Genomic DNA, 21798 nt, shown 5'->3' on the forward strand with positions numbered 1-21798 from the left:
TGACTGTAAGCGGCGGGACGATCAGTGGCCGTTCTGCTGCGCAGCCAATCGGGTTCGCGAATAGACTGCCACCCTCTTTCCCGACTATCTCCGACACGCCTCCCTCACGGCGCCACCGCCCGATCCGGCGCCTCCACCACCGCCTCGCCGCCCACCCCCGGGCTCATCAGCCCGCGCAGGGTCGCCGCGAGGTCGGCCATGCCGAGGCCCGCCTTCGGCAGGATGCGGTCGGCCCGGCCGGCGAGGCGGCGGCGATCTTCCGCTGTGACGTCCTTGGCGGTCAGCACGACGACCGGGATGTCGCGCCAGTCCGGCCGGTCGCGCAAGGAGCGCAGGAAGCCGAAGCCGTCGAGTTCCGGCATCATCAGGTCGAGGAGGATCAGGCCGGGCTTGCGCACGCCGACCGCCTCCAGGCCGGCGAGCCCGTTCTCGGCACTCGCCACCCGCCAGCCCTCGCGGGTCAGCATGGTGGTCATGCGTTCGCGCACGTCCGGGTCGTCGTCGACCACCAGGACCGGGCCCTCGTGGATGGCGGGCCGGAAGCGCTCCATCGCCTCCTTCAGCGCGCCCCACTCGACCGGCTTGTGCAGGTAGTCGGTGGCGCCGAGGGAGAAGGCGAGGTTCTGCTCGTCGAGCACCGTGACCATGATCACCGGCGTCGCGCCGAAATCCGGGTCGGCGCGCAGGGCCCGCAGCACCGCCCAGCCGTCCATGCGCGGCATCGTCACGTCGAGGAGGACGACGCGGGGGCGCAGAGCGCGCGCCGCCTCCAGGCCGGCGCGGCCGTCCGGGGCGGTCGCGACCGTGAACCCGTCCCGGCGCAGGAAGCGGGCGAGGAGGTCGCGGGTCGCCGGATCGTCGTCGACGACGAGAACGAGGTTCGAGCCGGAATCGGGCCGGGCCGCGACGGCGGCCGGCGCCTCGGGCATGCCCTGGCCGGAGGGCTCGGCCGGATCGCGCTCCTCGTAGAGCGCCGGCAGCTCCAGGGTGAAGGTGGTGCCCTCGCCGAGCCGGCTCGCCACGGTGATCTCGCCGCCGAGCATGTGCGCGAAGGCCCGGGTGATGGCGAGGCCGAGCCCGGTGCCGCCGAAGCGGCGGGTGGTCGATGCGTCGGCCTGGGTGAAGCGCTGGAACAGCCGCGCCTGCTGCTCCTCGCTCATGCCGATGCCGGTGTCGGCGACGGTGAAGACCAGCCGGTCGCCGCCCTCCCGATGCTCGCGCGCGGCCGTGAGGGTGATGGTGCCGCCCTCCGTGAACTTCGCGGCGTTGCTCAACAGGTTGATCAGGCACTGCCGCAGCTTCGTCGCGTCGGTATGCGCCCGCCCGAGATGATCGCCGAGGGTCAGGGTCAGGGTGTTGCCCTTCTTCTCCACCAGGGCGTCGACGGTGGTGGCGACCTCGCGGACGGTCTCGGCGACGTCGAGCTCCTCGGCATAGACCTCCATCCGCTCGGCCTCGATCTTCGAGAGGTCGAGCACGTCGTTGATCAGGCCGAGGAGGTGGCGGGCATTCGCCTCGATCTTGCGCATGTCGGCGAGCAGGCTCTCCTCGCCGAGATCCTCCATCTCCTCCTGGAGCATCTCCGCGTAGCCGATCACCGCCGAGAGCGGCGTGCGCAATTCGTGGCTCATGTTGGCGAGGAACTGGCTCTTGGCGCGGTTGGCTTCCTCGGCCGCCTCCTTGGCGGCCTCGAGGGCCAGCTCGGCCTCCTTGCGGGCGGTGACGTCCGCATGCGCCCCGACCCATTCGCGCACGCGCCCGTCCTCCTCCAGGATCGGGACGGCGCGGCCCTCCATGTGGCGCCACTCCCCGTCGTGGCGGCGCAGCCGGTGCTCGATGGCGTAGAGCGTGCGCGAGGCGACCGCCCGCTCCCAGGCGTCCCGCGTCGCCTCCCGGTCGTCGGGATGGACCGCCTCAAGGAAACCCTGGCCGGCGGCCTCGGCCGGCGCCTGGCCGGTGAAGCGGGTCCATTCCGAGGTCGCCTGCCGGAAGACGCCGTCCGGCGTGGTGGTCCAGACGATGGCCGAGGTCGCCTCGGTGAGGGAGCGGAACCGCTCCTCGCTGTCGACGAGGCGGCGCTCGGCGATCTTTCCCAAGGTCACGTCGGCCATGACGATGCCGACGCCGTCGGCCCGCTCGGCCTCCGGGCCGCGGCCGCGGCGGCGCAAGGGGAAGAAGCTCGCCTCGAAGTGGCGGGTCCCGCCCGGCGCGCTCGGGGCCGGCACCGCGACCGCGACGTTGGCGGTGACGAGACCGCTGTCGCGCGCCGCCGCGAGCTTCGGCCCGAGCGCGTCGCGCAGGGACGGCAGCAGCGCCCAGATCGGTGCGCCGAGATCGGCGCCGAAGCCGCGCTCGCTCATGTTGCCGAGCGCCCGGTTCATGTGCCGGAGATTGAGGTCGCGGTCGAGGAAGCCGAGGCCGACGGGGGCGTTCTCCAGAACGCTCTCCAGGAGGTCGGCCATGCGCTGGCTCTCGCGGCGGCGCACCAGGGCGAGGCGCGCCAGCAGCCCGACCGCCGCCAGCGCGGCGGCGAGCGTGACGAGGGGCAGGAGCGGGGTGCGGAAGGCATCGGCCGCGGCGAGGCGGCGCAGGTCGGCCGCGGCCCGGTCCTGGACCTCCCGCGTCACGTCGCGCACCGCGTCCATGGTGCGCTTGCCTTCCCCGGTCTGGATCAGCGCCAGGGCGGCCTCCTGGCCGCCGGCCCGGCGCGCGGCGACGACCCGGGCGGCGTAATCCGTCTCGGCCGCGATCACGCCCCGGCGCCGCTCGCGCAATCCCCGGTCGGGGGTGACGCCGTCGAGGGCGGCGAGCTCGCCGTCGATCCGGGCCACCGCCGCCGTATAGGGATCGAGGTAATCCTCGCGGCCGGTCAGGACGAAGCCCCGCTGACCGGTCTCGAGGTCCTTCAGGCTCGAGAGCACGCGCTCGCTCAGCGCCATGACGCGCCCGAGCCGGTCGGCCTCGGCCCGGCTGCGCGCCCCCTCGACGGTGTTCCAGCCGCCCGCCGCCACCGCGACGACGAGGAGGAGGAAGGCCAGCGGCGACCCCGGCAGACGCCGGCCGGGGGCGAGGAAGCGCCAGCGTTGGGTGGAGGCGGTCTTGCTGCTCATGTCACCTTGCTCTCCGGGCCCTGGCGGCGCCGCGTCCGTCATGCAACGCCCGATCCCCCGCATCGACCGCCCGGCCGGCGGCCGAATTGTTCGCGACAGGAGCCGGAGCTTGCCCGCGAGCGCAAGGCCGAAAGAGCGTGGGGCTCAGCCTCCGACAGGGGACGGGGTGCGCGAAAGCCGCACAGGGTGAAACATTGCCGCCCGTCGCACGTCACCTCGGGGCCGAAGAACTCAGGGTGAGTATGATGCGACACAAGCCGCTGCGCGAGCAGGTCATCGTGATCACCGGCGCGTCGAGCGGGATCGGGCTCGCCACCGCCCGCATGGCCGCCGAGAGCGGCGCCCGGGTGGTGCTGGCGGCCCGCAGCGGCGACGTGCTCGCGCGGCTGGCCGCGGAGATCGGCGCCCGGGCCGTCGCCGTCACCGCCGATGTCGGCGATCGGGCGCAGGTCGAGGCGATCGCCGAGAGGGCGATCGCGACCTTCGGCGGCTTCGACACCTGGGTCAACGTCGCGGGGCTCACCGTCTACGGGCCCCTGCGCGAGATCACCCAGGAGGACCACGAGCGGCTGATCCGCACCAATTTCTGGGGTACGGTGAACGGCTCCCTCGTCGCCGCGGAGCACCTGCGCGAGCGGGGCGGCGCTCTGGTCAACGTCGGCAGCATCGCCTCCGACCTCGCCTTCCCGTTCCAGGGCCTCTACGCCGCCTCCAAGCACGCGGTGAAGGGCTTTACCGACACGTTGCGCATGGAGCTGATCGCCGAGGGCGCCCCGGTCTCGGTCACGCTGGTCAAGCCGGCTTCCGTCGACACGCCGCTGCCGAACCGGGCCCGCAACTACATGGACCGCCAGCCGACCCTGCCGCCGCCGATCTACCCGCCGCAGGAGGTCGCGAACGCGATCCTGCACGCCGCCGTGCATCCGCAGCGCGACGTCTTCGTCGGCGGCGGCGGCAAGCTGTTCGTGATGGGCAAGGAATTCGCGCCCGGCGCCTATGACGAGCTCGCCCCCGCCATCATCGCCCTACAGAAGCGCGGGGAACCGCCGCGCGATCCCGTCGGCGCCCTCCACGCCCCGGTGCGGGCCGGCGAGGAGCGCGGCGACCCGCCGGTCCCGGTGATGCGCACCAGCGCCTACACGCGGGCGACCCTGCACCCGCTGGCGAGCGCCGGCGTCGCCGCGGGACTGGCGGCGACGGCGGCGGTCGTGTTCGGGAGAATGGCGCGGGGCCGGCGGCTGTCGTGACGACTTCAGGCAGGTCCTCGGCGCAACTGGCGCTCTCGATGTCATCCCGGGGCTCGACGAAGTCGAGAACCCGGGATGACATCGACGGGGGAACTCTAATCGGCGCAATCAAGCAGGCCCCGATCGTCTACCGCCCTCCTCCAGGTCCCGCCCCCGCGTCTCCGGCAGCCACCACGCCGCCACCGTGCCGATCAGGCTGAAGGCGGCGAGATAGTAGGCGGGCGCCATTCGGTCGCCGGTGGCCGCGATCAGCCAGTTGATGACGTAGTTGGTGCTGCCGCCGAACACCGACACGGCCAGCGCGTACACGATGGCGAGGCCCGAGCTGCGCACCGCGCGCGGCAGCGATTCCGGGATGCCGACGATGATCGCCGCCGCGTTGATCGAGGACAGGGCCGAGAGCAGGAAGGTCACGGCGTAGACTGCCGCCGGTCCCGGCGCCCGCAGGAGCCAGGCGAAGGCGGGAACCGCCAGGATCAGGATCAGGGCGCGGGGCCAGATCATCACCGGCCGCCGGCCGTAGCGGTCCGCCAGGACTCCGCCGAGCAGCGGGAAGGCGACCGAGGCGAGGCCGAGGGCGATCGGCACCGCGGTCGCGGCGGTCTCGGACAGCCCCAGGGTCGCGCCGGCATAGACCGGCATGTTGGTGCCGACGGCGTTCGAGACCGTCGAGGCGGCGATGACCAGGAAGGTCAGCCCGAGCAGGCGGCCGTGCTCGCGCAGGAGCCGGCCGATCACCGCCCCGGTCGAGGCGGCGGCGTCCGGGTCCTCGGCGGCGCCCGCGGTCTCCGGCAGGTGGCTGCGGATGACGAGGCCGACCGGCACCACCGCGAGGCCGACCAGGAACATCACCCGCCAGCCCCATTCCGCCATCGCGGCGTCGCCGAGGACCAGCGCCAGGCTCGTCGCGAGCAGGCCGGCGAACAGGGCCGCACAGCCCTGGCTGGCGATCTGCCAGCTGGTGACGAAGCCGCGATGCTTGGCCGGCGCCGCCTCCAGCAGGTAGGCGGTCGAGGGGCCGACCTCGCCGCCGAGCGCCAGGCCCTGGATCAGCCGGCCGGCGATGACGATGGCTTGCGCCCACCCGCCGATCTGCGCGTAGCCCGGGCAGGCGGCGAGCATCAGCATGCCGACCGCCATCAGCGCGATGGTGACGAGCATGGCGGGCTTGCGCCCGGCCCGGTCGGCGAGCGCCCCGATCAGCGCGCCGCCGATCGGCCGCATGACGTAGCCGACGCCGAACAGGGCGAGCGAGGCGAGGAGGCTGTGGCTCGCGTCGGAAGCCGGGAAGAACGCCTCGCCGATCGCCTTGGCGAAGAAGGCGTAGACGGTGAAGTCGTAGAATTCGAGGGCGTTGCCGAGCACCACGGCGCCGACCGCCTTGCGGTCGAGGCCGGCGCGGACCGGATTGCGCGCGTCCATGCGATAAGGTCAGCGGCCCGGTTCGCGCTTGAGGCCGCCGGTCACCGGCGCGACCCCCGCCGCCACGGCCTCGTCGTAGCCGGACAGCCAGCGCTCCCGCGCCTCGGTGCCCTCGGCATAGGGGCAGGCCTCGCGGGCGAGGCCCTTCTCGGGAGCGGCGCGGCCCAGCGCATGGGCGTCGAGGTTGTCGGGCGGGGATTGCATCGGCTCGGCCGGGCTCCTGTCGGGCGGTGCGAGAGAGGACGCACGGCCGAGAACCCGAACCGCCGGCAGCGCCAGACGTTCCCGGCGGGCATCGGCTCCGGACGCCGGCGGCGTGGCGAACGAGGCGGGCCGGGCCTATACGAAACGCTACCCGCGCCCCGCAGGAGACGCCGCCGTGTCCCACTCCCCGCCCGCTCCATCGCCGACCGAGGCCGGCCTCAAGCCCGAGCGGCGCGCGGCCTTCCTCGCCGGGTGCCGGCCGGCGACGCGCCGGATCCACGTGCCGATCGTCGACCTCGCCGCCTCGCGCGGCCACCTCAACCCCCGCGGCCTCGGGCAGGCCCGGGCCTTCTCCGATCTCGGCTCGCTCGGCCAGAGCAGTGTCGGCTTCGACAGCCTCGGCGAGTACGAGCAGGCGGACGCGGCCGGCCGCGCGGTCTATGGCGGCGCCGAGTACGGCGTCGTCCTGTCGCCGGAGGCGGAGGCGGTCTGCGCCAAGTTCGCGCAGCTGCACGGCGGCGCCGGCGCGATCGTCTCCGCGTCGGGCTTGGCGGCGATCGCGATCACGCTCGACGCCTTCGCCCCGAAGGCCGTGCTGATCCCGGACGCCCTGTACTTCCCGGCCTGGCGCTACCTGTCCGAGACCGGCCGGGCCGCGCTCGTCACCTACCCGTCCGGCGCCTCGGGAGAGGAGGTCGGGGCGCTCGTCCGGGAAGCGGGCCGGCGTTTCGCCCCCGCCGACACGATGGTCTACCTCGAGGCGCCCGCGAGCGGCACCTTCGAGATCCCGGACATCGCCGGCATCGTCGCGGAGGCGCGGCAGGCGGGCTTGCGCACCGTGATGGACAACACCTGGGCGAGCCACGTGCGCTTCCGGCCGCTCGACCACGGCATCGACATCGCGGTCCAGGCGACGACGAAGTACGAGGGCGGCTACGGCGACACGCCGAGCGGCATCGTGGTGGCGCGCGACGAGGGCGACCTCGCCCGCCTGCGCCGGCAGCTCCGGATCAGCGGCCACGGCGCGGTCTCGCCCCAGACCTGCACCCGCCTGTTCCACCGGGTCGACAGCGCGGGAAGTCGCCTGGATCGGCACGCTGCCACCGCCGCGGCGCTGATGCGGTGGTTCGAGGGCCGGCCCTTCACGGCCGGGATCCTCAGCCCCGTCCGGGAGGACAGCCCCTATCACGCCCGGTTCCGGCAGTATTTCGGCGCCGGCAACAGCCTGTTCACGGTCGCCTTCGCCGAAGGCTTATCCGCCGAGCGGGTCCACGCCTTCGTCGACGCGCTGCTGTTGTTTCGCGTCGCCGAGAGTTGGGGCGGCCACGTCTCGCTGGCGCTGCCGGTGCATCCGCGGCGCGCGCCCGAGAGCCTGCCGAAGGGCGTGATGTTCCGGTTCAATGCCGGGCTGGAGGAGGCCGAGGACCTGGTCGCAGACCTCGACCAGGCATCGCGCGGGACGCTGGATTGAGAGCCTGCCTGATTGGAGCCCACAGAGTTGACCCCCTGCATGTCATTCCGGGGCCGCGTAGCGGAGCCCGGAATGACCCGGAGGGTGTTATTCTGCAGGGTCCAATCGAACGGTCTCAAAAGACCCTACGGGTAGCCGTACCGGGCCTTCGCCGCCGCCAGCAGGCGCAGCGCCTCGCTGTCCCGGCCGGCCGCGCAGGCGTTCGACGCGTTGGCGAGATCGGCCGAGAAGCGCTTGCCGACCGGGGCGTTGAGGTTGCCGGTGGCGACGTCGCTCTCGACGACGGCCTGGGTGCGGGCGATGGCCGGGCCGCAGCCGGTGCCGGCGGGCAGCGCGCCGGCGGGGAGCGCGGCGACGGGGCCGAGCGCGGCCGGCGGCGGGACGGCCGGCTTCGACTGGCAGGCGGCGAGGGCGAGAAGGGCCGCGAGGGCAAGCCCGGGCTTCCGATACGACACGGGGCAGCTCCATCTTGACGTGAGCACGTGCGGCCAAGCTTGTGGCAAGCACCGGCGGGGCGGTCAATCACGGGACGGGCCTCCATCCGCGACGGCTTGTCATCCTGCCCTCGGACCGGTACACAGGCGGCCCTCGCACCGGGTTCAAACCCTTCAGGAGACGCGAGCCGTGGCTCATGCCGGCTCCCCGCTGACGCTTCCGACGACCGCCCTTTCGGCGGCGCGGGCGCGCGCGCTCCTCCTCGGCGGCCTTCTCCTCCTTATCAGCCCCTGAGGGCCGTCCGGGCATGCGCCTGGGCCCTTGGGGGAGCTTGAGGACCGAGACACCTTCCCAAATGCCGCGCCCGCGCGACCCCTGATCCCGGGCGAACCAGGATTCCAGACCATGACCGACCAGACCGCCCGCACCCCCTCCCCGGCCGAGCGCGTGCTGATCCTCGACACCACCCTGCGCGACGGCGAGCAGTGCCCCGGCGCCACGATGACGCTGGAGGAGAAGCTGGCGGTGGCCGAGATGCTCGACGCGATGGGCGTCGACATCATCGAGGCCGGCTTCCCGATCGCCTCCAACGGCGACTTCGAGGCGGTGGCCGAGATCGCCCGGCGCTCGAAGTCCGCGGTGATCGCGGGCCTCGCACGGGCGATTCCCGCCGACATCGCGCGGGCCGGCGAGGCGGTGCGCTTTGCCAAGCGCGGGCGCATCCACACCTTCGTGTCGACCTCGCCGATCCATCTGGCGCACCAGATGCGCAAGACCGAGGACGAGGTCCTGGAGATCATCCTGACCACCGTGGCCCAGGCCCGCGACCTCGTCGAGGACGTCGAGTGGTCGGCGATGGACGCGACCCGCACCCCGATCGACTACCTGTGCCGCTGCGTCGAGGCGGCGATCCGGATGGGCGCCACCACCATCAACCTGCCCGACACGGTCGGCTACGCGACGCCCGAGGAGTACCGGGCGATGTTCCGCTCTGTCCGCGAGCGGGTGCCGAACTCCGACAAGGCGGTCTTCTCCGTCCATTGCCACAACGACTTGGGGTTGGCGGTGGCGAACTCGCTCGCCGGCATCGAGGGCGGCGCGCGCCAGATCGAGTGCACCATCAACGGCATCGGCGAGCGGGCCGGCAACGCCGCGCTGGAGGAGATCGTGATGGCGATCAAGACCCGCGCCGACGTGCTGCCCTACGCCACGGGCATCGACACCACGCAGCTCGTGCGCGCCTCGAAGCTGGTGGCCGGCGCCACCCACTTCCCGGTCCAGTACAACAAGGCGATCGTCGGCCGGAACGCCTTCGCCCACGAGAGCGGCATCCACCAGGACGGGATGCTGAAGAACCAGACCACCTACGAGATCATGACGCCCGAATCGGTCGGCGTGCACAAGACCTCGCTGGTGATGGGCAAGCATTCGGGCCGGGCGGCCTTCCGCTCCAAGCTCGACGACATGGGCTACCGGCTGTCCGACAACCAGTTCCAGGACGCCTTCGAGCGGTTCAAGGCGCTGGCCGACCGCAAGAAGCACGTCTACGACGAGGACATCGAGGCGCTGGTCGACGAGAACCTGGCCACCGCCCACGACCGGATCCGGCTGGTCTCGCTCACCGTGGTCGCCGGCACCCGCGGCCCGCAGCGCGCGACGATGAAGCTCGACATCGAGGGGCGTGTCGTCACCGAGGAGGTCGACGGCAACGGCCCGGTCGACGCGGTGTTCAACGCCATCCAGGCGCTCGTGCCGCACGAGGCGTCGCTGGAGCTCTACGACGTCCACGCGGTGACCGGCGGCAGCGACGCCCAGGCCGACGTCTCGGTGCGCCTGCGCCAGGACGACCGCATCGTCACCGCCCGCGGCGCCGATCCGGACACCCTGGTCGCCTCGGCCAAGGCCTACCTCGCCGCGCTGAACAAGCTGATGGCTGGCGCCAGCCGCCTGCACGCCCAGCACGCCGCCGCCGAGTAAGCGGCGCCGGCAAAAAATCGGCGGGTCGGCGGCATCGGGGCTGGACAGCCCGCCGCCGGCCCCTTAAACGACCCTCACCGCCGGGGCGGTTTGGTGGCTTCCCCGGAGGCGCTCTTGTGAGAGCGGGCGCATAGCTCAGTTGGTAGAGCAGCTGACTCTTAATCAGCGGGTCCTAGGTTCGAGCCCTAGTGCGCCCACCACAAGATCTCAGGTTACTTCGCGGTAGCTTGAACCGGGAGCCCTAAGGGTTACCGATACTACAGGAGCGGTTGGTGGCCGTTCCCCTTTCGCTCTCGCGAGCGACGGGCGCATAGCTCAGTTGGTAGAGCAGCTGACTCTTAATCAGCGGGTCCTAGGTTCGAGCCCTAGTGCGCCCACCACTCCCCTCCCCGATGGATCGTCAAGCGAAGCGGCGGCTCCGGCGGAGCCGCGCCGTTCCATGCCTCCCATGACCGTGGTGCTCCTGCACGGCCTCGGGCGCACGCGGCGCAGCATGGCGCGGCTCGCCTCCCGTCTCGCCGCGGCCGGCCACCGCGTCGAGACTCTCGATTACCCGTCCCGCCGCCTCGGACTCGCGGCCTGTGCCGTACACCTGCAACCTGCCGTCGCGGCGATCCGGGCCCGGGCCGGCGTCCCGATCGTCCTCGTCGGGCATTCCATGGGCGGCCTCGTCGCCCGGCACCTCGCCGCGGCCGATCCCGCCCTGGCGGCCGGCCTCGTGATGCTGGGTACGCCGAACCGCGGCAGCGAGGCGGCCGATTGCGTGTCGACCTTCCGGCTCGGGCGCGCCGTGTTCGGCCCGGCGCTCGGCGACCTGCGCACCGACGCCGCCGGGGCGATCCCGGTGCCGGCCTGCCCGATGGCCGCGATCGCCGGCACGCGGGCACCGATCCCGCTCTTCCGCACCCGCATTCCGCGGCCGCATGACGGCCTGGTCAGCGTGGAGAGCGCGCGGCTCGGCACCGGCGAGCGCTGGCACGCCGTGCCCGCGCATCACACCTGGCTGATGAACCATCCCGACACGATGGCGGCGGTCCTGGAGGCCGTGGCGTCCTGGTTGCCTTCGGACGGCCGGGCGGGCTGACCGAGGCGCCGGATCGACGACGCGCCCGACCAGGCCGATCCTGGGACCGCGACGCCTCGTGCGCTCGCGCACATGACGGCGCGCAAATGCGGGAACGCAAGTCGGCGCGGACGATTTTCCGGCGCAGGATCACCCCGTGCCCTTGCACGAGCGCTGCCATGATTATCCGGCCTCTCATCGTCGCTGCCGCTTGGGCAGCCTTCTGCTTCACCGCTCAGCCGCACCGGGAGCAGGTATCGCCCCAGGATCCGGTGCTCCTCTCCGGCATCGAGGCCGACCTCGCCAGCCGCCGCTGCGACGGCGTGCGGATCGATGCCGAGCATTTCCGGGCCTTCTCGTCGCAGGTCCAGCTCAACCACGCCGACTTCTTCCAGAAGCCCCGCTCCGTCCGCCTCCAGGCCGCCCTCGACGACCTCGACGGCCGCTTGCGGAGCGACAAGCGGGCGGCCTGCGAGGCGATCTGGGTGGCGTACGGGCCCGGTAGCCCGTTGCAGTTGCTGCGGCGGGGGTGAGGCGGCAGTTTCGGGCGACAGCCAGAATATATCTCACCCCTTTCCCGGAGCTCCTTCCACTTCGTTCCAGTCGTCCGGGAAAGGGTAGAGATTTACGATAACCGGTTCGTACACGCATCAAAAAGAAAGCCCGGCCTCGCGGCCGGGCTTTCTCGTTAATCAACCATCCTGAAGGGCTCAGGCGCTGGCCTGGATCCAGCGGAACAGGTCGCCCTTCGGCGCGGCGCCGACCTTCTGACCGGCGAGCTCGCCACCCTTGAAGATCATCAGGGTCGGGATCGAGCGGATGCCGTACTGGGAGGCGATGCCCGGGTTCTCGTCCACGTTGACCTTGGCGATCTTCACCCGGCCGTTCATCTCGCTGGAGATCTCCTCCAGGGCCGGGCCGATCGCCCGGCAGGGGCCGCACCACTCGGCCCAGAAATCGACCACGACGGGCTCGGCCGATTGCAGCACGTCCTGCTCGAAGCTCGCGTCGGTCACCTTCACGGTTGCCATCGCCAAATTCCTTTCGTCATGAAGCCGGCCGACGGCGCGGACCGGTTCGCGTGAGGGTGAAGGTAAGAACCGGATCGGGGTCGATCAAGCTTGACGGCCACGCCATCCCCACTCTGCCCGTGTGCTCCCGCACCTCGGGTCACGCCAGCGCGCCGAGGGCAGCGTCGCATTCCTCCGGCGTCAGGCGGCGCAAGACCGGCCCCGCGGTCCAGACCAGGAGCGGCACCAGGGCGCGCCCCGGATAGATCGTGCCGAGGAGGCGGGCATAGAGCGCGACCTGCGCCGCCTGACCCCGCGGCGTCGGCGCGCCGGGGGCCGGCGGGCGGCCGGTCTTGAAGTCGACGAGCCAGACCGCCTCCTCCGTCACCGCGATGCGGTCGACCCGGCCATGCACCGGGCGCAGTGCGCCGCCGACCGAGAGACTGCCGGCGAGGGTCACCTCGGCCTGAGCCCGCGGTCCGAACAGCACCGCGAGGTCGGGATCGTCGAGGAGCCGCAGCGCCTCCGCGGCGATTGCAGCGCGCCTGTCCGCGTCGAGGCCCGGGGCGCGGGCAGCGACGAAGGCCTCGGCCGCCGCCGGGCGTCGCCCGGGGGCGAGGCTCGGGAGATGCTCCAGCAGGGCGTGGACCAGCACGCCGCGGCGGCGGGCCGCCGGGTCGCTGGAACGGGCTTCCGAGCGGCGCGGCTCGTCGGCGGCACCGAGGCCGGAGGGGCGCAAGGGGGGCAGCGGCTCGGACTCGGGCACGACCGGGCGGTGCAGCCAGTCCGGCACGGCCTCGGGCGCGGGCGCCGGCACGGCGGTGGCGGGGGACTCCGGGAGCGCGGCGCCCTCGCGCCAGCTCTCGGCCGGGCCGTAGGGCATCTCCGCCACCTCGACGCCGCCGAAGGACGCGACGAGGCCGCGGCGGATCATCTCGCACCAGGCCTCGGCCGGGGTCTCCTTGTCGTTGTTCGCGTACGGCGCGACCACCAGCCGGTCCTTGGCCCGGGTCATCGCGACGTAGAGCAGGCGGTTGTGCTCCTCGCCGGCCTTGGCGTGGAGGGCGTCGCGGGCGGTCCCGACCGCCGGGCTGTCATGGGCCTTGGCGCTCGACCAGACCGGCACGGTGCTGCCATCCGCGAGCCGCATCGGGATCAGCGGCGGATCGCGGCCGAGCGCGTCGCAGCCGTCGAGCACCAGCACCAGCGGCGCCTCCAGCCCCTTGGCGCCGTGCACCGTCATCACCCGCACCTCGTCGCGGGGCGAATCGAGGTCGCGCTTCACCGTGTGGCCGCCGGCGTCGCGCCCGCCGCTCGGGGCGTAGCGGGAGAGGAACCCGGTGAGCGAGGGCGCGTCGGGTCCGGCCTCGGCCTGGGCCGCCGCCGTGAGAAAGACGTCGATGGCGTCGCCCGCCTCGCCGCCGAGGCGCTGCACCAGCAGCGCCCGGCCGCCCCGGGGTCCCAGAAGCTCGGCGTAGAAGCCGAAGGGCCCGTGCGCCCGGGCGAGCGCTGCCCAGCCGTCGAGGGCATCGCGGCCGCGCAGAGCCGCCGGATCGCCCGCTTCCGCGCGGCGGCGCAAGGCCGCGACCAGCGACTCGGCCGGATCGCGGCCCGCCGCTATGCCGACGAGGTCGTCGTCGGTGAGGCCGACGAGCGGCGTCTTGAGGGCGGTCGCGAGCGTCAGGTCGTCCTGCGGCAGCAGGGCGGCACGGCCCGCCGCCACGAGGTCGAGGACCGCGATATGAGCGGCGATGTCGAGGCGGTCCTGGCCCGCCACCGGCACGCCCTCGGCCTTGAGCGCCCGGATCACCCCCTCGAAGGCCGCCGAGCGCTTGCGCACCAGGATCAGGACCTCGCCCGGCCGCCAGACCCGGCCGGATTCGTCGCCCGAGGTGGTCCAGAGCCGCACGGCCTTCGCGACCCGGCGCGCCGTGACGAGCGCCGGGGCTCCGGCCTCGATCGCGTCCACCGGGTGGGTCCAGGCGTCGGGCTCCTCCTCGGCGCTCGGCCGCTCGACCGGCCACAGCTCGACCTGGCCCGGCGCCCGCACCCGGGCGGTCGAATGCACGGTGCCGATCGCCGTGTCGCCGAAGGACAGGCCGCGGTAATGGTCCTCGATCCCGAAGGTGGCGTCGACCGCCCGCAGCACCCCGATCGCCGAGCGGAAAGACAGGGTGAGGCCGACATCGGCGAAGGGCAGGCCGGCCCCTTCCGCGTCGCGCCGCCAGGCCCGACGCGTGGTCTCGAACTCTTCCGGCGCCGCGCCCTGGAAGCTGTAGATCGACTGCTTCGGGTCGCCGACGGCGAAGCGCGTGCGGGAAAGGCCGCTGCCCACCTCGCGGGCGCCGTCGCCGGCGCAGAAATCCTCGGTGATCCGGCGCAGGATCTCCCATTGCTGCGGGTTGGTGTCCTGCGCCTCGTCGATCAGCACGTGGTCGACGCCGCGGTCGAGCTTGTACAGCACCCAGGCCGAATCGACCCGGGTCAGCAGGTCCAGCGTCTTGTGGATCAGGTCGTCGAAATCGAGGGCGCCGAGCCGCGCCTTCTGCGCCTCCATCCGGCGGTGGATCTCGGCCGCCAGCGTGAACAGGGCCTCGGTGCGGTGATACGCCCGAGCCGCCTTGAGGCGGTCGCGCAGGCTCGCCAGCCGCGCCTGCTCGGCGAGCAGGGCCTCCTTGGCCGCCATCGGCACCGCCTTGGTGCCGAGCGATGCGGCCGCATAGGCGTCGCCCTCGCCCTCGTCCTTGAAGAAGGCCGCGAGCAGGAGCGTCAGCCGGGCCGGGCCGGTGGCGGCGGCGGCCAGCGCCAGGGCGTCCGCGCGCTTCTCGTCGGTGGCCTTGCCCGTGCGCAGGGCCTGGATCAACCCGGCGAGGTCGGGCCCGCCATCGAGCATCCGCGCCTCGATCGCCCCCAGGGTCTCGCCGGGGGCCAGCCCGAGGGCGCCGCGCAGGGCGTCGAGGCGGGCCGGCAACCCGTCCTTGTGCCCGATCAGGCCGCGATGCTGCACCGCCGCCGTCATCGCCCGGCGCAAGGCCTCGCCCGCCGCCTCGGGAGCGACCAGGCTCAGCGCCGCGGCCAGATTCGGATGGTGCGTGTCGACCGCGTCGGCGAGCACGTTGTCGATGGTCCGGTCGATCGCCTCGCGGGTCTGGGCTTCGTCCAGCACCACGAAGCGGGCCGGCACGTTGGCCTCGAACGGCACGAGGTGGAGCAGGCGCTCGCAGAGCGCGTGCAGGGTCTCGATCTTGAGCCCGCCCGGCGTCTCGACCGCCCGGGCGAACAGGCGCCGCGCCCGGCGCAAGGTCGCGCCGTCCGGCGCCTCGCCCTCCAGGGCGGTCAGCTCCTCGCGCAAGCGCGCCTCGTCGAGGGTGACCCAGCGGCCGAGCCGCTCGAACACCCGGATCGCCATGTTGGCGGCGGCGGCCTTCGTGAAGGTGAGGCAGAGGATCTTGGCCGGGGCCGCGCCGTGCAGCAGCAGGCGCACCACCCGGTCGGTGAGCACCTTGGTCTTGCCCGCCCCCGCATTGGCCGACACCCAGGCCGAGGCCCGCGGATCCGCCGCCCGCCGCTGCGCCGCCTGCGTCAGGCCGTCGACGACGAACCCCTCGATACCCATTCGAACTCCCGCTGCGGCCCGGCGACCATCCTGCCGCGGTCGCACTCAACGGGGCGTTGCCTCAAGCGGCGTCGGGGGGCGGCGCACAGGGATTTCGGGGAGCGTGGCGGCAGGGGCACAGGGGCGGCCTGTGCGGTGATCGTCGGGTTTCGGGTGAAGCGCGGGGAGAGGGGAAACCCGTGCTTCCTCGAGACAGACCGGACGTCCCGGCCACGCACCAGTCGAGGTGCGCCGGCGCACGTTCCGATGCCCTCGTCTCAATCGCGCCTGAGCGATTGGTGCGGTGCGGTGAACTTTCCGCAGCGTCCGCCGTTTTACGTTAGAGTCGCCCGCCGGCCGCGCGGGCGGTCCGCGGCGGGCATCGACCAACCCGGCACAGCGAGATCCTCGATGCTCAAGACCATCACCTACGCGATGATCGGCGTCCTGGCCTGCGGGCTGATGGTGGCCGTTGTCGGCGCCTCCGGCGTCATCGGCGGCTAAGGAATGCTGAGGGCCCGCCCCCGCGTCCGGGGGCGGGCCCTTTCTCCTACTTCTCCCGGAAGGCCCGGGCGACCTGGTCGGACAACGGCTTGACGAAGAAGCTCATCACCGTGCGGGACTGCGTCTGGATGAAGGCCTCGACCGGCATGCCGGGGGTGAGCCGCACCGTGCCGAGGCGCTTCAGCTCGGATTCCGCCACGGCGACCCGGGTGGTGTAGGCGCTCTGGCCGGTGCGCGGATCGGTGGTCAGGTCGGGGGAGATCCGCGAGACCGTCCCCATGATCACCGGCGTGGTGCGCTGGTTGAAGGCCGAGAACCGCAAGGTGGCGGCCTGGCCGACATGGACCTGATCGATGTCCTGCGGCGCGAGCTTGGCCTCGACGGTCAGGTGATCGGCGGTCGGCACGATCTGCATGATCTCGGCGCCGGGCGCCACGACGCCGCCCACCGTGTGGACCGCGAGCTGATGGACGAGGCCGTCCTGCGGCGCCCGGATCTCGACGCGCTTCAACTGGTCCTCGGCGGCGATGCGCCGCTCGGCGTATTCCGACATCTTGCTGCGGATCTCGGCCAGTTCCTTGCCGACCTCGGTGCGCAAATCCTGGTCGATCTGCAGGATCTGCAGCCGCGTCTCGGTGATGCGGCCGCGCACCTGGGCGATGGTGGAGACGAGCGTCCCCTTCTCGCCCTCCAGCCGGGCGAGGTCGCGTTCGAGGGCGCTCACCCGCTGGATCGGCACCAGCTTCTTCTCCCACAGGTCGCGCACCCCGCCGAGCTCGCGCTCGATCAAAACAATCTCCCGGGCCTTGGCGGCGATCTGCTCGTCGAGGCCGCGGATCTGCTCGGCGAGCTGGCCGACGCGCTCGGCGAGCTGGGACTTCTGGCCCTCCCGGGCGCTCCCGCGCGTCTGGAACAGGCGGCGCTCGCCGTTCATCAGCCCGGCCACTACCGGGTCGGCGGCACGCGCGATCAGCTCGCCTGGGAAGGCGACGTCGTCGGTGCCGTCGCGCTCGGCCTCAAGGCGGGCGCGCCGCGCGGTCGATTCGTCGATCGAGCGGGTGACGATGGCGAGGTTGGCTTGCAGCACCGTCTCGTCGAGGCGAAGCAACACGTCGCCGGCGGCGACCCGGTCGCCGTTCTTCACCCGCAACTCGCCGACGACGCCGCCGGTCGGATGCTGCACCTTCTTGACGTCGGATTCGACCACCAGCGAGCCGGCGGTGACGACGGCGCCGGAGAACTCGGCGAGCGCGGCCCAGCCGCCGGCGCCGACGAACAGGAGGAGGCCGCCGACCACGCCGGCGAGCAGATGACGGCGGATCGAAGCCTGGGTCTCGGGAGCGATCGGATTCATCACGCGCGCCCTCCCTGGGCGACCTTGAGGGAGAAGCCGGGCGCGAAGCTCGCCGAGCCGGCCTGCATCGGCTGCATCGGGCGCGGCCGGTTGAGGGCGGGCAGCACCTCGTCGCGGGGGCCGAGCGCCTGCACGCGGCCATGGGCCATCACCATCACTTGGTCGACCGCCGCGAGGGCGCTCGGCCGGTGGGCGATCACCACCACGATGCCGCCGCGGGCCCGCACCCCGGCGATCGCCTCGGTGAGCGCGGCCTCGCCCTCCTGGTCGAGGTTCGAGTTCGGCTCGTCGAGCACCACCAGGAAGGGCTCGCCGTAGAGGGCGCGGGCGAGCGCCAGGCGCTGGCGCTGGCCGGCGGAGAGGAGCGCGCCGCGCTCGCCGATCTGGGTCTGGTAGCCGTCCGGCAGGGCGAGGATCAGGTCGTGGACTCGCGCGGCCCTGGCCGCCGCGATGATGCCCTCGGCCTCGGCGCCGGGCCGGAAGCGCGCGATGTTGGCCGCGACCGTGCCGGGAAACAGCTCGACCTCCTGCGGCAGGTAGCCGACATGGCGGCCGAGATCCTGCGGCCGCCACTGGTCGAGGCGGGCGCCGTCGAGGCGCACCGCGCCGCGGTCGGCGGGCCAGATCCCGACGAGGAGACGCGCGAGCGACGACTTGCCGGACGCGCTGTGGCCGACGATGCCGAGCCCCTGCCCCGGCCGGAGCGTCAGGCTGACGTCGAGGGCGGTGAGGCGCTGGCCCCCGGGCGGGCCGACGCTCGCCTGCTCGACGGTGAGGCTGTCGCGCGGCGCTGGCAGGGTCAGGCCCTCCGGCTCCGGGCCTGCGGCCGAGAGGGCGCTGCCGAGATGGCGCCAGCACTCGCGGGCGGCGGAGAAGGTCTTCCAGTAGCCGATGGCCTGGTCGATCGGCGCCAGCGCCCGGGCGCTCAGGATCGAGCCGGCGATGATGACGCCGGCCGTGGCTTCCTGGCGGATCACCAGGAAGGCGCCGACGCCGAGCACCGCCGATTGCAGCACCACCCGCAGCACCTTCGAGGTGTTGTGGATCGCCCCCGTGATCTCGGCGGTGCGCTCCTGGGTAGCGTGCGAGGCGGCGTTGACCTTCGACCACAGGCCGGCGAGGTCGGGCTCCATGCCCATCGCCCGCACGGTCTCGGCGTTGCGCCGGCTCGCCTCGGCGACGAAGCCGCGGGCGGCGGAGGCCTCGCGGGCGTCGCGGGCGTGATGGCGGGTGAGGATCTCGGCGAGGATCGTCAGGCCGACGAGCGCCAGGGCGCCGAGGAGCGCAGTCAGGCCGATCCAGACGTGGAAGGCGAAGAGCAGGCCGAGATAGACCGGGATCCAGGGCAGGTCGAACAGCGCGCCGGGACCGCCGCCGGCCAGCGCCGACCGGATCTGGTCGAGGTCGCGCATCGGGCGCAGGCCGTCGGCTTCCGCCCGTCCGCGCAAGGGCAGGGTGACGACGGCGCGGAAGACCTGCCGGCTCAGGGATTCGTCGAAGGCGCGGCCGGCCCGCAGGAGCAGGCGCGAGCGGATCAGGTCGAAGTAGCCCTGGCCCAGATAGAGCACCAGCACGATCAGGCTCAGGCCCACCAGCGTCGGCACGCTGCGGCTCGGGATCACCCGGTCGTAGACTTCGAGCATGTAGAACGAGCCGGCGAGCGCCAGCAGGTTGACCGCGCCGCTGAGCACGGCGACGCCGAGGACGACGTGGCGCAGCCGCGCCAGGGCCGCCACCATCGGCGGCGCCGAGGCGGCCCGGGACCGGCCGAGGCCGAAGGCCGTCAGCGCGTCCTGCCGGAGGCCGTCCTCGGGGGGTTCGGTCGTGCCGGCGGGGGCGGAGGCGAAGCGGTCGCGCACCCGGTTCAAGGCCGGCGCTGCAAGCCTCTGGGCGGCGTCGCGGGCGCGCCGGACGGCGCCGGCCGTCGGGAGGTGGGAAGCGGAGGATGTCATGGGGCGCGGTGGGCTCCGGTCGTCGGCGCGCGGCAACGGGCCCGGATCGGGGCGGGCGGCGCGGCGGATGCAAGGGAAACGAATTCCGGTTGATCCGTGCAAATAAAGATCAAGCGCGGGATCCCCTCTCCCGTGTGGGAGAGGGGTAGGGGTGAGGGTGACACGCTTCAGTGTAAGTCACTGAGCGTGGTGCTGATATCGGTACGGCCAGAGCCTGACTCAGAACCGTAGCACCCTCACCCCCGACCCCTCTCCCACACGGGAGAGGGGAGTTGCGCTTTATCTTTATTTGGACAGATCCCGTGGAAATCGCAGGAGACGCGAGGAACCCCGCCCGCCGGCCGGCGGGCGGGGCGTCGCGCGCCTCAGACGAGGTAGTCGTGGAAGGTGAAGTGCTTGGCGCCGTTGTCGGCCAAGGTGATGTGGGCGCTCGGAACGTCCTGGCCGTGGTAGCTGGCGCTGTCGACGTAGAGGTTGCGGTCCTTCGCGTCGGTCCCGCCCCAGGCGTCGTTCAGGAACTTGACCACCACGTCGTGGTCGCCCTGGCCCCAGTCGCCGCGCACCGAGATCAGGTCGGACTGGCCGGCGCTGTGCAGGGACTTCGCAGTCTGCACGCCGCCGATCTGCTTGCCGTCCACCGAGATGGTGTACTGCGCGTTGCCGTTATAGGCGTCCTGGCTGATCTTCAGCAGCAGCTGGTCGGAGCCGCTGCCGAGGCTGACGCTCGGCTGCGCGGTGCCGCCGGTCGACGGCGCGGCGACGGGCGTCGTCACGGGCGTGGTCGACGGCGTCGTGACCGGCGCGGTGGTGACCGGGGTCGTCGTGGTGGGCGTGCTCGGCACGCTGTGGTCGCCGCCGCCGGCCGGGGTCGCGGCGGTGTTGTTCGTCACCAGCTCGATATGCGAGCGGATGGCGGCCATGTCCTTGAACAGGTTGTCGACCTGGCTCTGGCTCACGCCTTTCTCGAGGTAGGCGAGCTGGAGCGTGTTCGGGCCGGCGGTGTCGGTGACGTAGCCGCCGTAGTTCTGGTAGGCCTTGGCCAGCGCCATGCCCTCGGCGGTCGTGATGCCGATCTTGGTCAGGTCGACGTCCTTCGGGATCGCGAACAGCGAGCCGAGCGGGATCGAGCCCGAGTAGCTGCCGCTGAAGCTGTCGGCGGTGGTCGCCGGCCAGACGTAGGGGGTCTTGGCGGAGCCGGCCTGGGTGGTCGAGATCGCCATCGCCACGGCGTGGTCGATGTGGCCCGCGTCGAGGTCCGCCTTCTGCACAACGCCGCCCATCAGCGACATGCCGGCGGCGCGGATGCCCTCGTGCGCACCGGGCACGTCGGCGATGCCGTCACCCGTCACGGTGTTCTCGACGACGAGGTTGGCGTGGTAGCTGTTGCTCCCGGTCTTCGAGCCGAGCCAGGTCTCGATGTAGTGCTTGCCGTCCTCCGAGACGATGATCGCCCAGCCGTCGCCGGTCTTGAACTGCACGTCGGTCGGCGTCCGCATCTGGAACGTGCCGTTCATCGACGAGGTGTTGCCGAAGGTCCAGTCGGCATTGGTGCCGCGGCTGTCGTAGCTCCAGGTCGCCATCGGATCGGTCGACTTGGCCTGATAGATCGGGATCGCGTCCTGGCCGATCCAGGTGTTCACGCCGGCCTGGTGCTGGATGGAGGCGGTCTGCGCTCCGGATGCAGACTGGAACTGGGCGTTCGACCCAATCGGGGTGTTCCAAATGCTGCTCGGCGCAAAAGGCTGCGCGACCGTTTGAAAAGCCATGTATCACTTCCAGATCTGTGGAACGGGTGCCGGGCCGCAGGACGCGGCGGCAGGGATGCGTCATCGTGAGAAGATCAGCGCCCGTCAGGGGCTCGATCCGATGTGCGAAGCGGACAATAAGTAGCAACGTTTCCCTGTCAAGCCTGTGTTAATAAATGTAGTCTTACCGATACTTCAGCAAATAATTCGATATCGATTCAGGACGGAACGGTGATTCGCCGATTCTCACCGGAAAAATTTGCGCAGTGAATTGGAATCCGTGCGGCATCCGGACGTCGCCGCGCCAAGAGATCGGCGGCGACAACTCTCGGCATCATGATGCGGCGCAGCAACGTAGCCGTATTGAGAGCAGGCAAATTGGCTCGTACAGCTGTCGGACGATCCGTATTGGGCGCCGTACATAAGATGAATGATCGTCCCGCAATGGGACATGGCGTGGCGGCCGGCGACGAGAGCCGATGTTGAAGACCGTGAAGCTGCCCGTCGATTGTGCGGCGCCCGGGACGCCCGCAGACCAGGCCGGCCTCACCCGCAATCGGATCGGGCGCGACGACTTGCAGGCCGAAGACGATCCCCGAAACCATACCTGCGACGACTGGCGACAACCGCCATATCCTTCACGAATCGCAGATCTGCCCCGGGCCGGCTTGCCGGCGACACAAGCATCGCGCGGATCAATCGTGAAGCA

Annotated in this window: 14 protein-coding genes and 2 tRNA genes; 7 read left to right on the forward strand and 9 right to left on the reverse strand. The window is 72.0% G+C overall.

The genetic code is table 11. The features are described from left to right. Window positions 1-104: 104 nt before the first annotated feature. Window positions 105-3110, reverse strand: coding sequence for a response regulator (locus DK412_RS13045; RefSeq protein ID WP_109972297.1), 3006 nt, complete (start codon window positions 3108-3110; stop codon window positions 105-107). Between the two features lie 245 nt (window positions 3111-3355). Between DK412_RS13045 and DK412_RS13050 the strand changes: the two genes are divergently transcribed. Continuing rightward, window positions 3356-4357, forward strand: a complete 1002-nt coding sequence (locus tag DK412_RS13050; protein WP_109975240.1) for an SDR family oxidoreductase — start codon at window positions 3356-3358, stop codon at window positions 4355-4357. Between the two features lie 108 nt (window positions 4358-4465). Here the strand turns inward: DK412_RS13050 and DK412_RS13055 are convergent, their stop codons facing one another. Together DK412_RS13055 and DK412_RS13060 are read right to left on the reverse strand one after the other, a co-directional pair. After that, window positions 4466-5779 (reverse strand): MFS transporter, encoded by a 1314-nt coding sequence (locus tag DK412_RS13055; protein WP_109972298.1) that lies wholly within the window; start codon window positions 5777-5779, stop codon window positions 4466-4468. Between the two features lie 9 nt (window positions 5780-5788). Then, window positions 5789-5983: an Rmf/CrpP family protein gene (locus tag DK412_RS13060; RefSeq protein ID WP_109972299.1), complete on the reverse strand. Its 195-nt coding sequence runs from the start codon at window positions 5981-5983 to the stop codon at window positions 5789-5791. Between the two features lie 175 nt (window positions 5984-6158). Between DK412_RS13060 and DK412_RS13065 the strand changes: the two genes are divergently transcribed. After that, window positions 6159-7454 (forward strand): PLP-dependent transferase, encoded by a 1296-nt coding sequence (locus DK412_RS13065; RefSeq protein ID WP_109972300.1) that lies wholly within the window; start codon window positions 6159-6161, stop codon window positions 7452-7454. Between the two features lie 125 nt (window positions 7455-7579). Here the strand turns inward: DK412_RS13065 and DK412_RS13070 are convergent, their stop codons facing one another. Next, window positions 7580-7909: a hypothetical protein gene (locus DK412_RS13070; protein ID WP_109972301.1), complete on the reverse strand. Its 330-nt coding sequence runs from the start codon at window positions 7907-7909 to the stop codon at window positions 7580-7582. Between the two features lie 385 nt (window positions 7910-8294). On the opposite strand from DK412_RS13070, the gene DK412_RS13075 reads away from it, so the two are divergent. The 5 genes from DK412_RS13075 (at window position 8295) to DK412_RS13095 (ending at window position 11462) form a co-directional block, all read left to right on the forward strand. Next, window positions 8295-9866 carry a 2-isopropylmalate synthase gene (locus DK412_RS13075; RefSeq protein WP_109972302.1) on the forward strand — a complete coding sequence of 524 codons (1572 nt, stop codon included), beginning with the start codon at window positions 8295-8297 and terminating at the stop codon, window positions 9864-9866. Between the two features lie 124 nt (window positions 9867-9990). After that, window positions 9991-10066: transfer RNA gene (locus DK412_RS13080), tRNA-Lys, on the forward strand. 104 nt (window positions 10067-10170) lie between these two features. Continuing rightward, window positions 10171-10246, forward strand: a tRNA-Lys gene (locus DK412_RS13085). Window positions 10247-10305: 59 nt separating this feature from the next. Continuing rightward, a complete protein-coding gene (locus DK412_RS13090; RefSeq protein WP_109972303.1) occupies window positions 10306-10950 on the forward strand; it encodes an alpha/beta fold hydrolase in 645 nt (214 codons plus the stop codon). 158 nt (window positions 10951-11108) lie between these two features. Beyond that, a complete protein-coding gene (locus DK412_RS13095) occupies window positions 11109-11462 on the forward strand; it encodes a hypothetical protein (RefSeq protein ID WP_109972304.1) in 354 nt (117 codons plus the stop codon). 177 nt (window positions 11463-11639) lie between these two features. On the opposite strand, the gene trxA is transcribed toward DK412_RS13095, so the two are convergent. From trxA to DK412_RS13120, 5 genes are all read right to left on the reverse strand, one after another. Beyond that, window positions 11640-11960, reverse strand: coding sequence for a thioredoxin (gene trxA / locus DK412_RS13100; protein WP_093564472.1), 321 nt, complete (start codon window positions 11958-11960; stop codon window positions 11640-11642). Window positions 11961-12099: 139 nt separating this feature from the next. After that, on the reverse strand, window positions 12100-15555 hold the full coding sequence (gene addA / locus DK412_RS13105; protein ID WP_109972305.1) for a double-strand break repair helicase AddA: 3456 nt from the start codon (window positions 15553-15555) through the stop codon (window positions 12100-12102). Between the two features lie 529 nt (window positions 15556-16084). Further along, window positions 16085-17392 carry an HlyD family type I secretion periplasmic adaptor subunit gene (locus DK412_RS13110; RefSeq protein WP_109972306.1) on the reverse strand — a complete coding sequence of 436 codons (1308 nt, stop codon included), beginning with the start codon at window positions 17390-17392 and terminating at the stop codon, window positions 16085-16087. Continuing rightward, window positions 17392-19344, reverse strand: coding sequence for a type I secretion system permease/ATPase (locus DK412_RS13115; RefSeq protein ID WP_245447627.1), 1953 nt, complete (start codon window positions 19342-19344; stop codon window positions 17392-17394). Before DK412_RS13115 ends, DK412_RS13110 begins: the two co-directional genes overlap by 1 nt. A gap of 365 nt (window positions 19345-19709) precedes the next feature. Then, complete coding sequence (locus DK412_RS13120) at window positions 19710-20984, reverse strand: carbohydrate-binding domain-containing protein (RefSeq protein ID WP_245447629.1); 1275 nt, start codon at window positions 20982-20984, stop codon at window positions 19710-19712. Window positions 20985-21798: the final 814 nt, after the last annotated feature.

This window comes from Methylobacterium sp. 17Sr1-1 (genome assembly GCF_003173775.1).
Classification (GTDB): domain Bacteria; phylum Pseudomonadota; class Alphaproteobacteria; order Rhizobiales; family Beijerinckiaceae; genus Methylobacterium.

Excerpts from the sequence above, each read along its gene's own strand:
- DK412_RS13045 (WP_109972297.1), bottom strand. The coding sequence starts at position 3,110 with ATGAGCAGCAAGACCGCCTCCACCCAACGCTGGCGCTTCCTCGCCCCC.
- DK412_RS13050 (WP_109975240.1), top strand. The coding sequence starts at position 3,356 with ATGCGACACAAGCCGCTGCGCGAGCAGGTCATCGTGATCACCGGCGCG.
- DK412_RS13055 (WP_109972298.1), bottom strand. The coding sequence starts at position 5,779 with ATGGACGCGCGCAATCCGGTCCGCGCCGGCCTCGACCGCAAGGCGGTC.
- DK412_RS13060 (WP_109972299.1), bottom strand. The coding sequence starts at position 5,983 with ATGCAATCCCCGCCCGACAACCTCGACGCCCATGCGCTGGGCCGCGCC.
- DK412_RS13075 (WP_109972302.1), top strand. The coding sequence starts at position 8,295 with ATGACCGACCAGACCGCCCGCACCCCCTCCCCGGCCGAGCGCGTGCTG.
- DK412_RS13090 (WP_109972303.1), top strand. The coding sequence starts at position 10,306 with ATGCCTCCCATGACCGTGGTGCTCCTGCACGGCCTCGGGCGCACGCGG.
- DK412_RS13095 (WP_109972304.1), top strand. The coding sequence starts at position 11,109 with ATGATTATCCGGCCTCTCATCGTCGCTGCCGCTTGGGCAGCCTTCTGC.
- trxA (WP_093564472.1), bottom strand. The coding sequence starts at position 11,960 with ATGGCAACCGTGAAGGTGACCGACGCGAGCTTCGAGCAGGACGTGCTG.
- addA (WP_109972305.1), bottom strand. The coding sequence starts at position 15,555 with ATGGGTATCGAGGGGTTCGTCGTCGACGGCCTGACGCAGGCGGCGCAG.
- DK412_RS13110 (WP_109972306.1), bottom strand. The coding sequence starts at position 17,392 with ATGAATCCGATCGCTCCCGAGACCCAGGCTTCGATCCGCCGTCATCTG.
- DK412_RS13115 (WP_245447627.1), bottom strand. The coding sequence starts at position 19,344 with ATGACATCCTCCGCTTCCCACCTCCCGACGGCCGGCGCCGTCCGGCGC.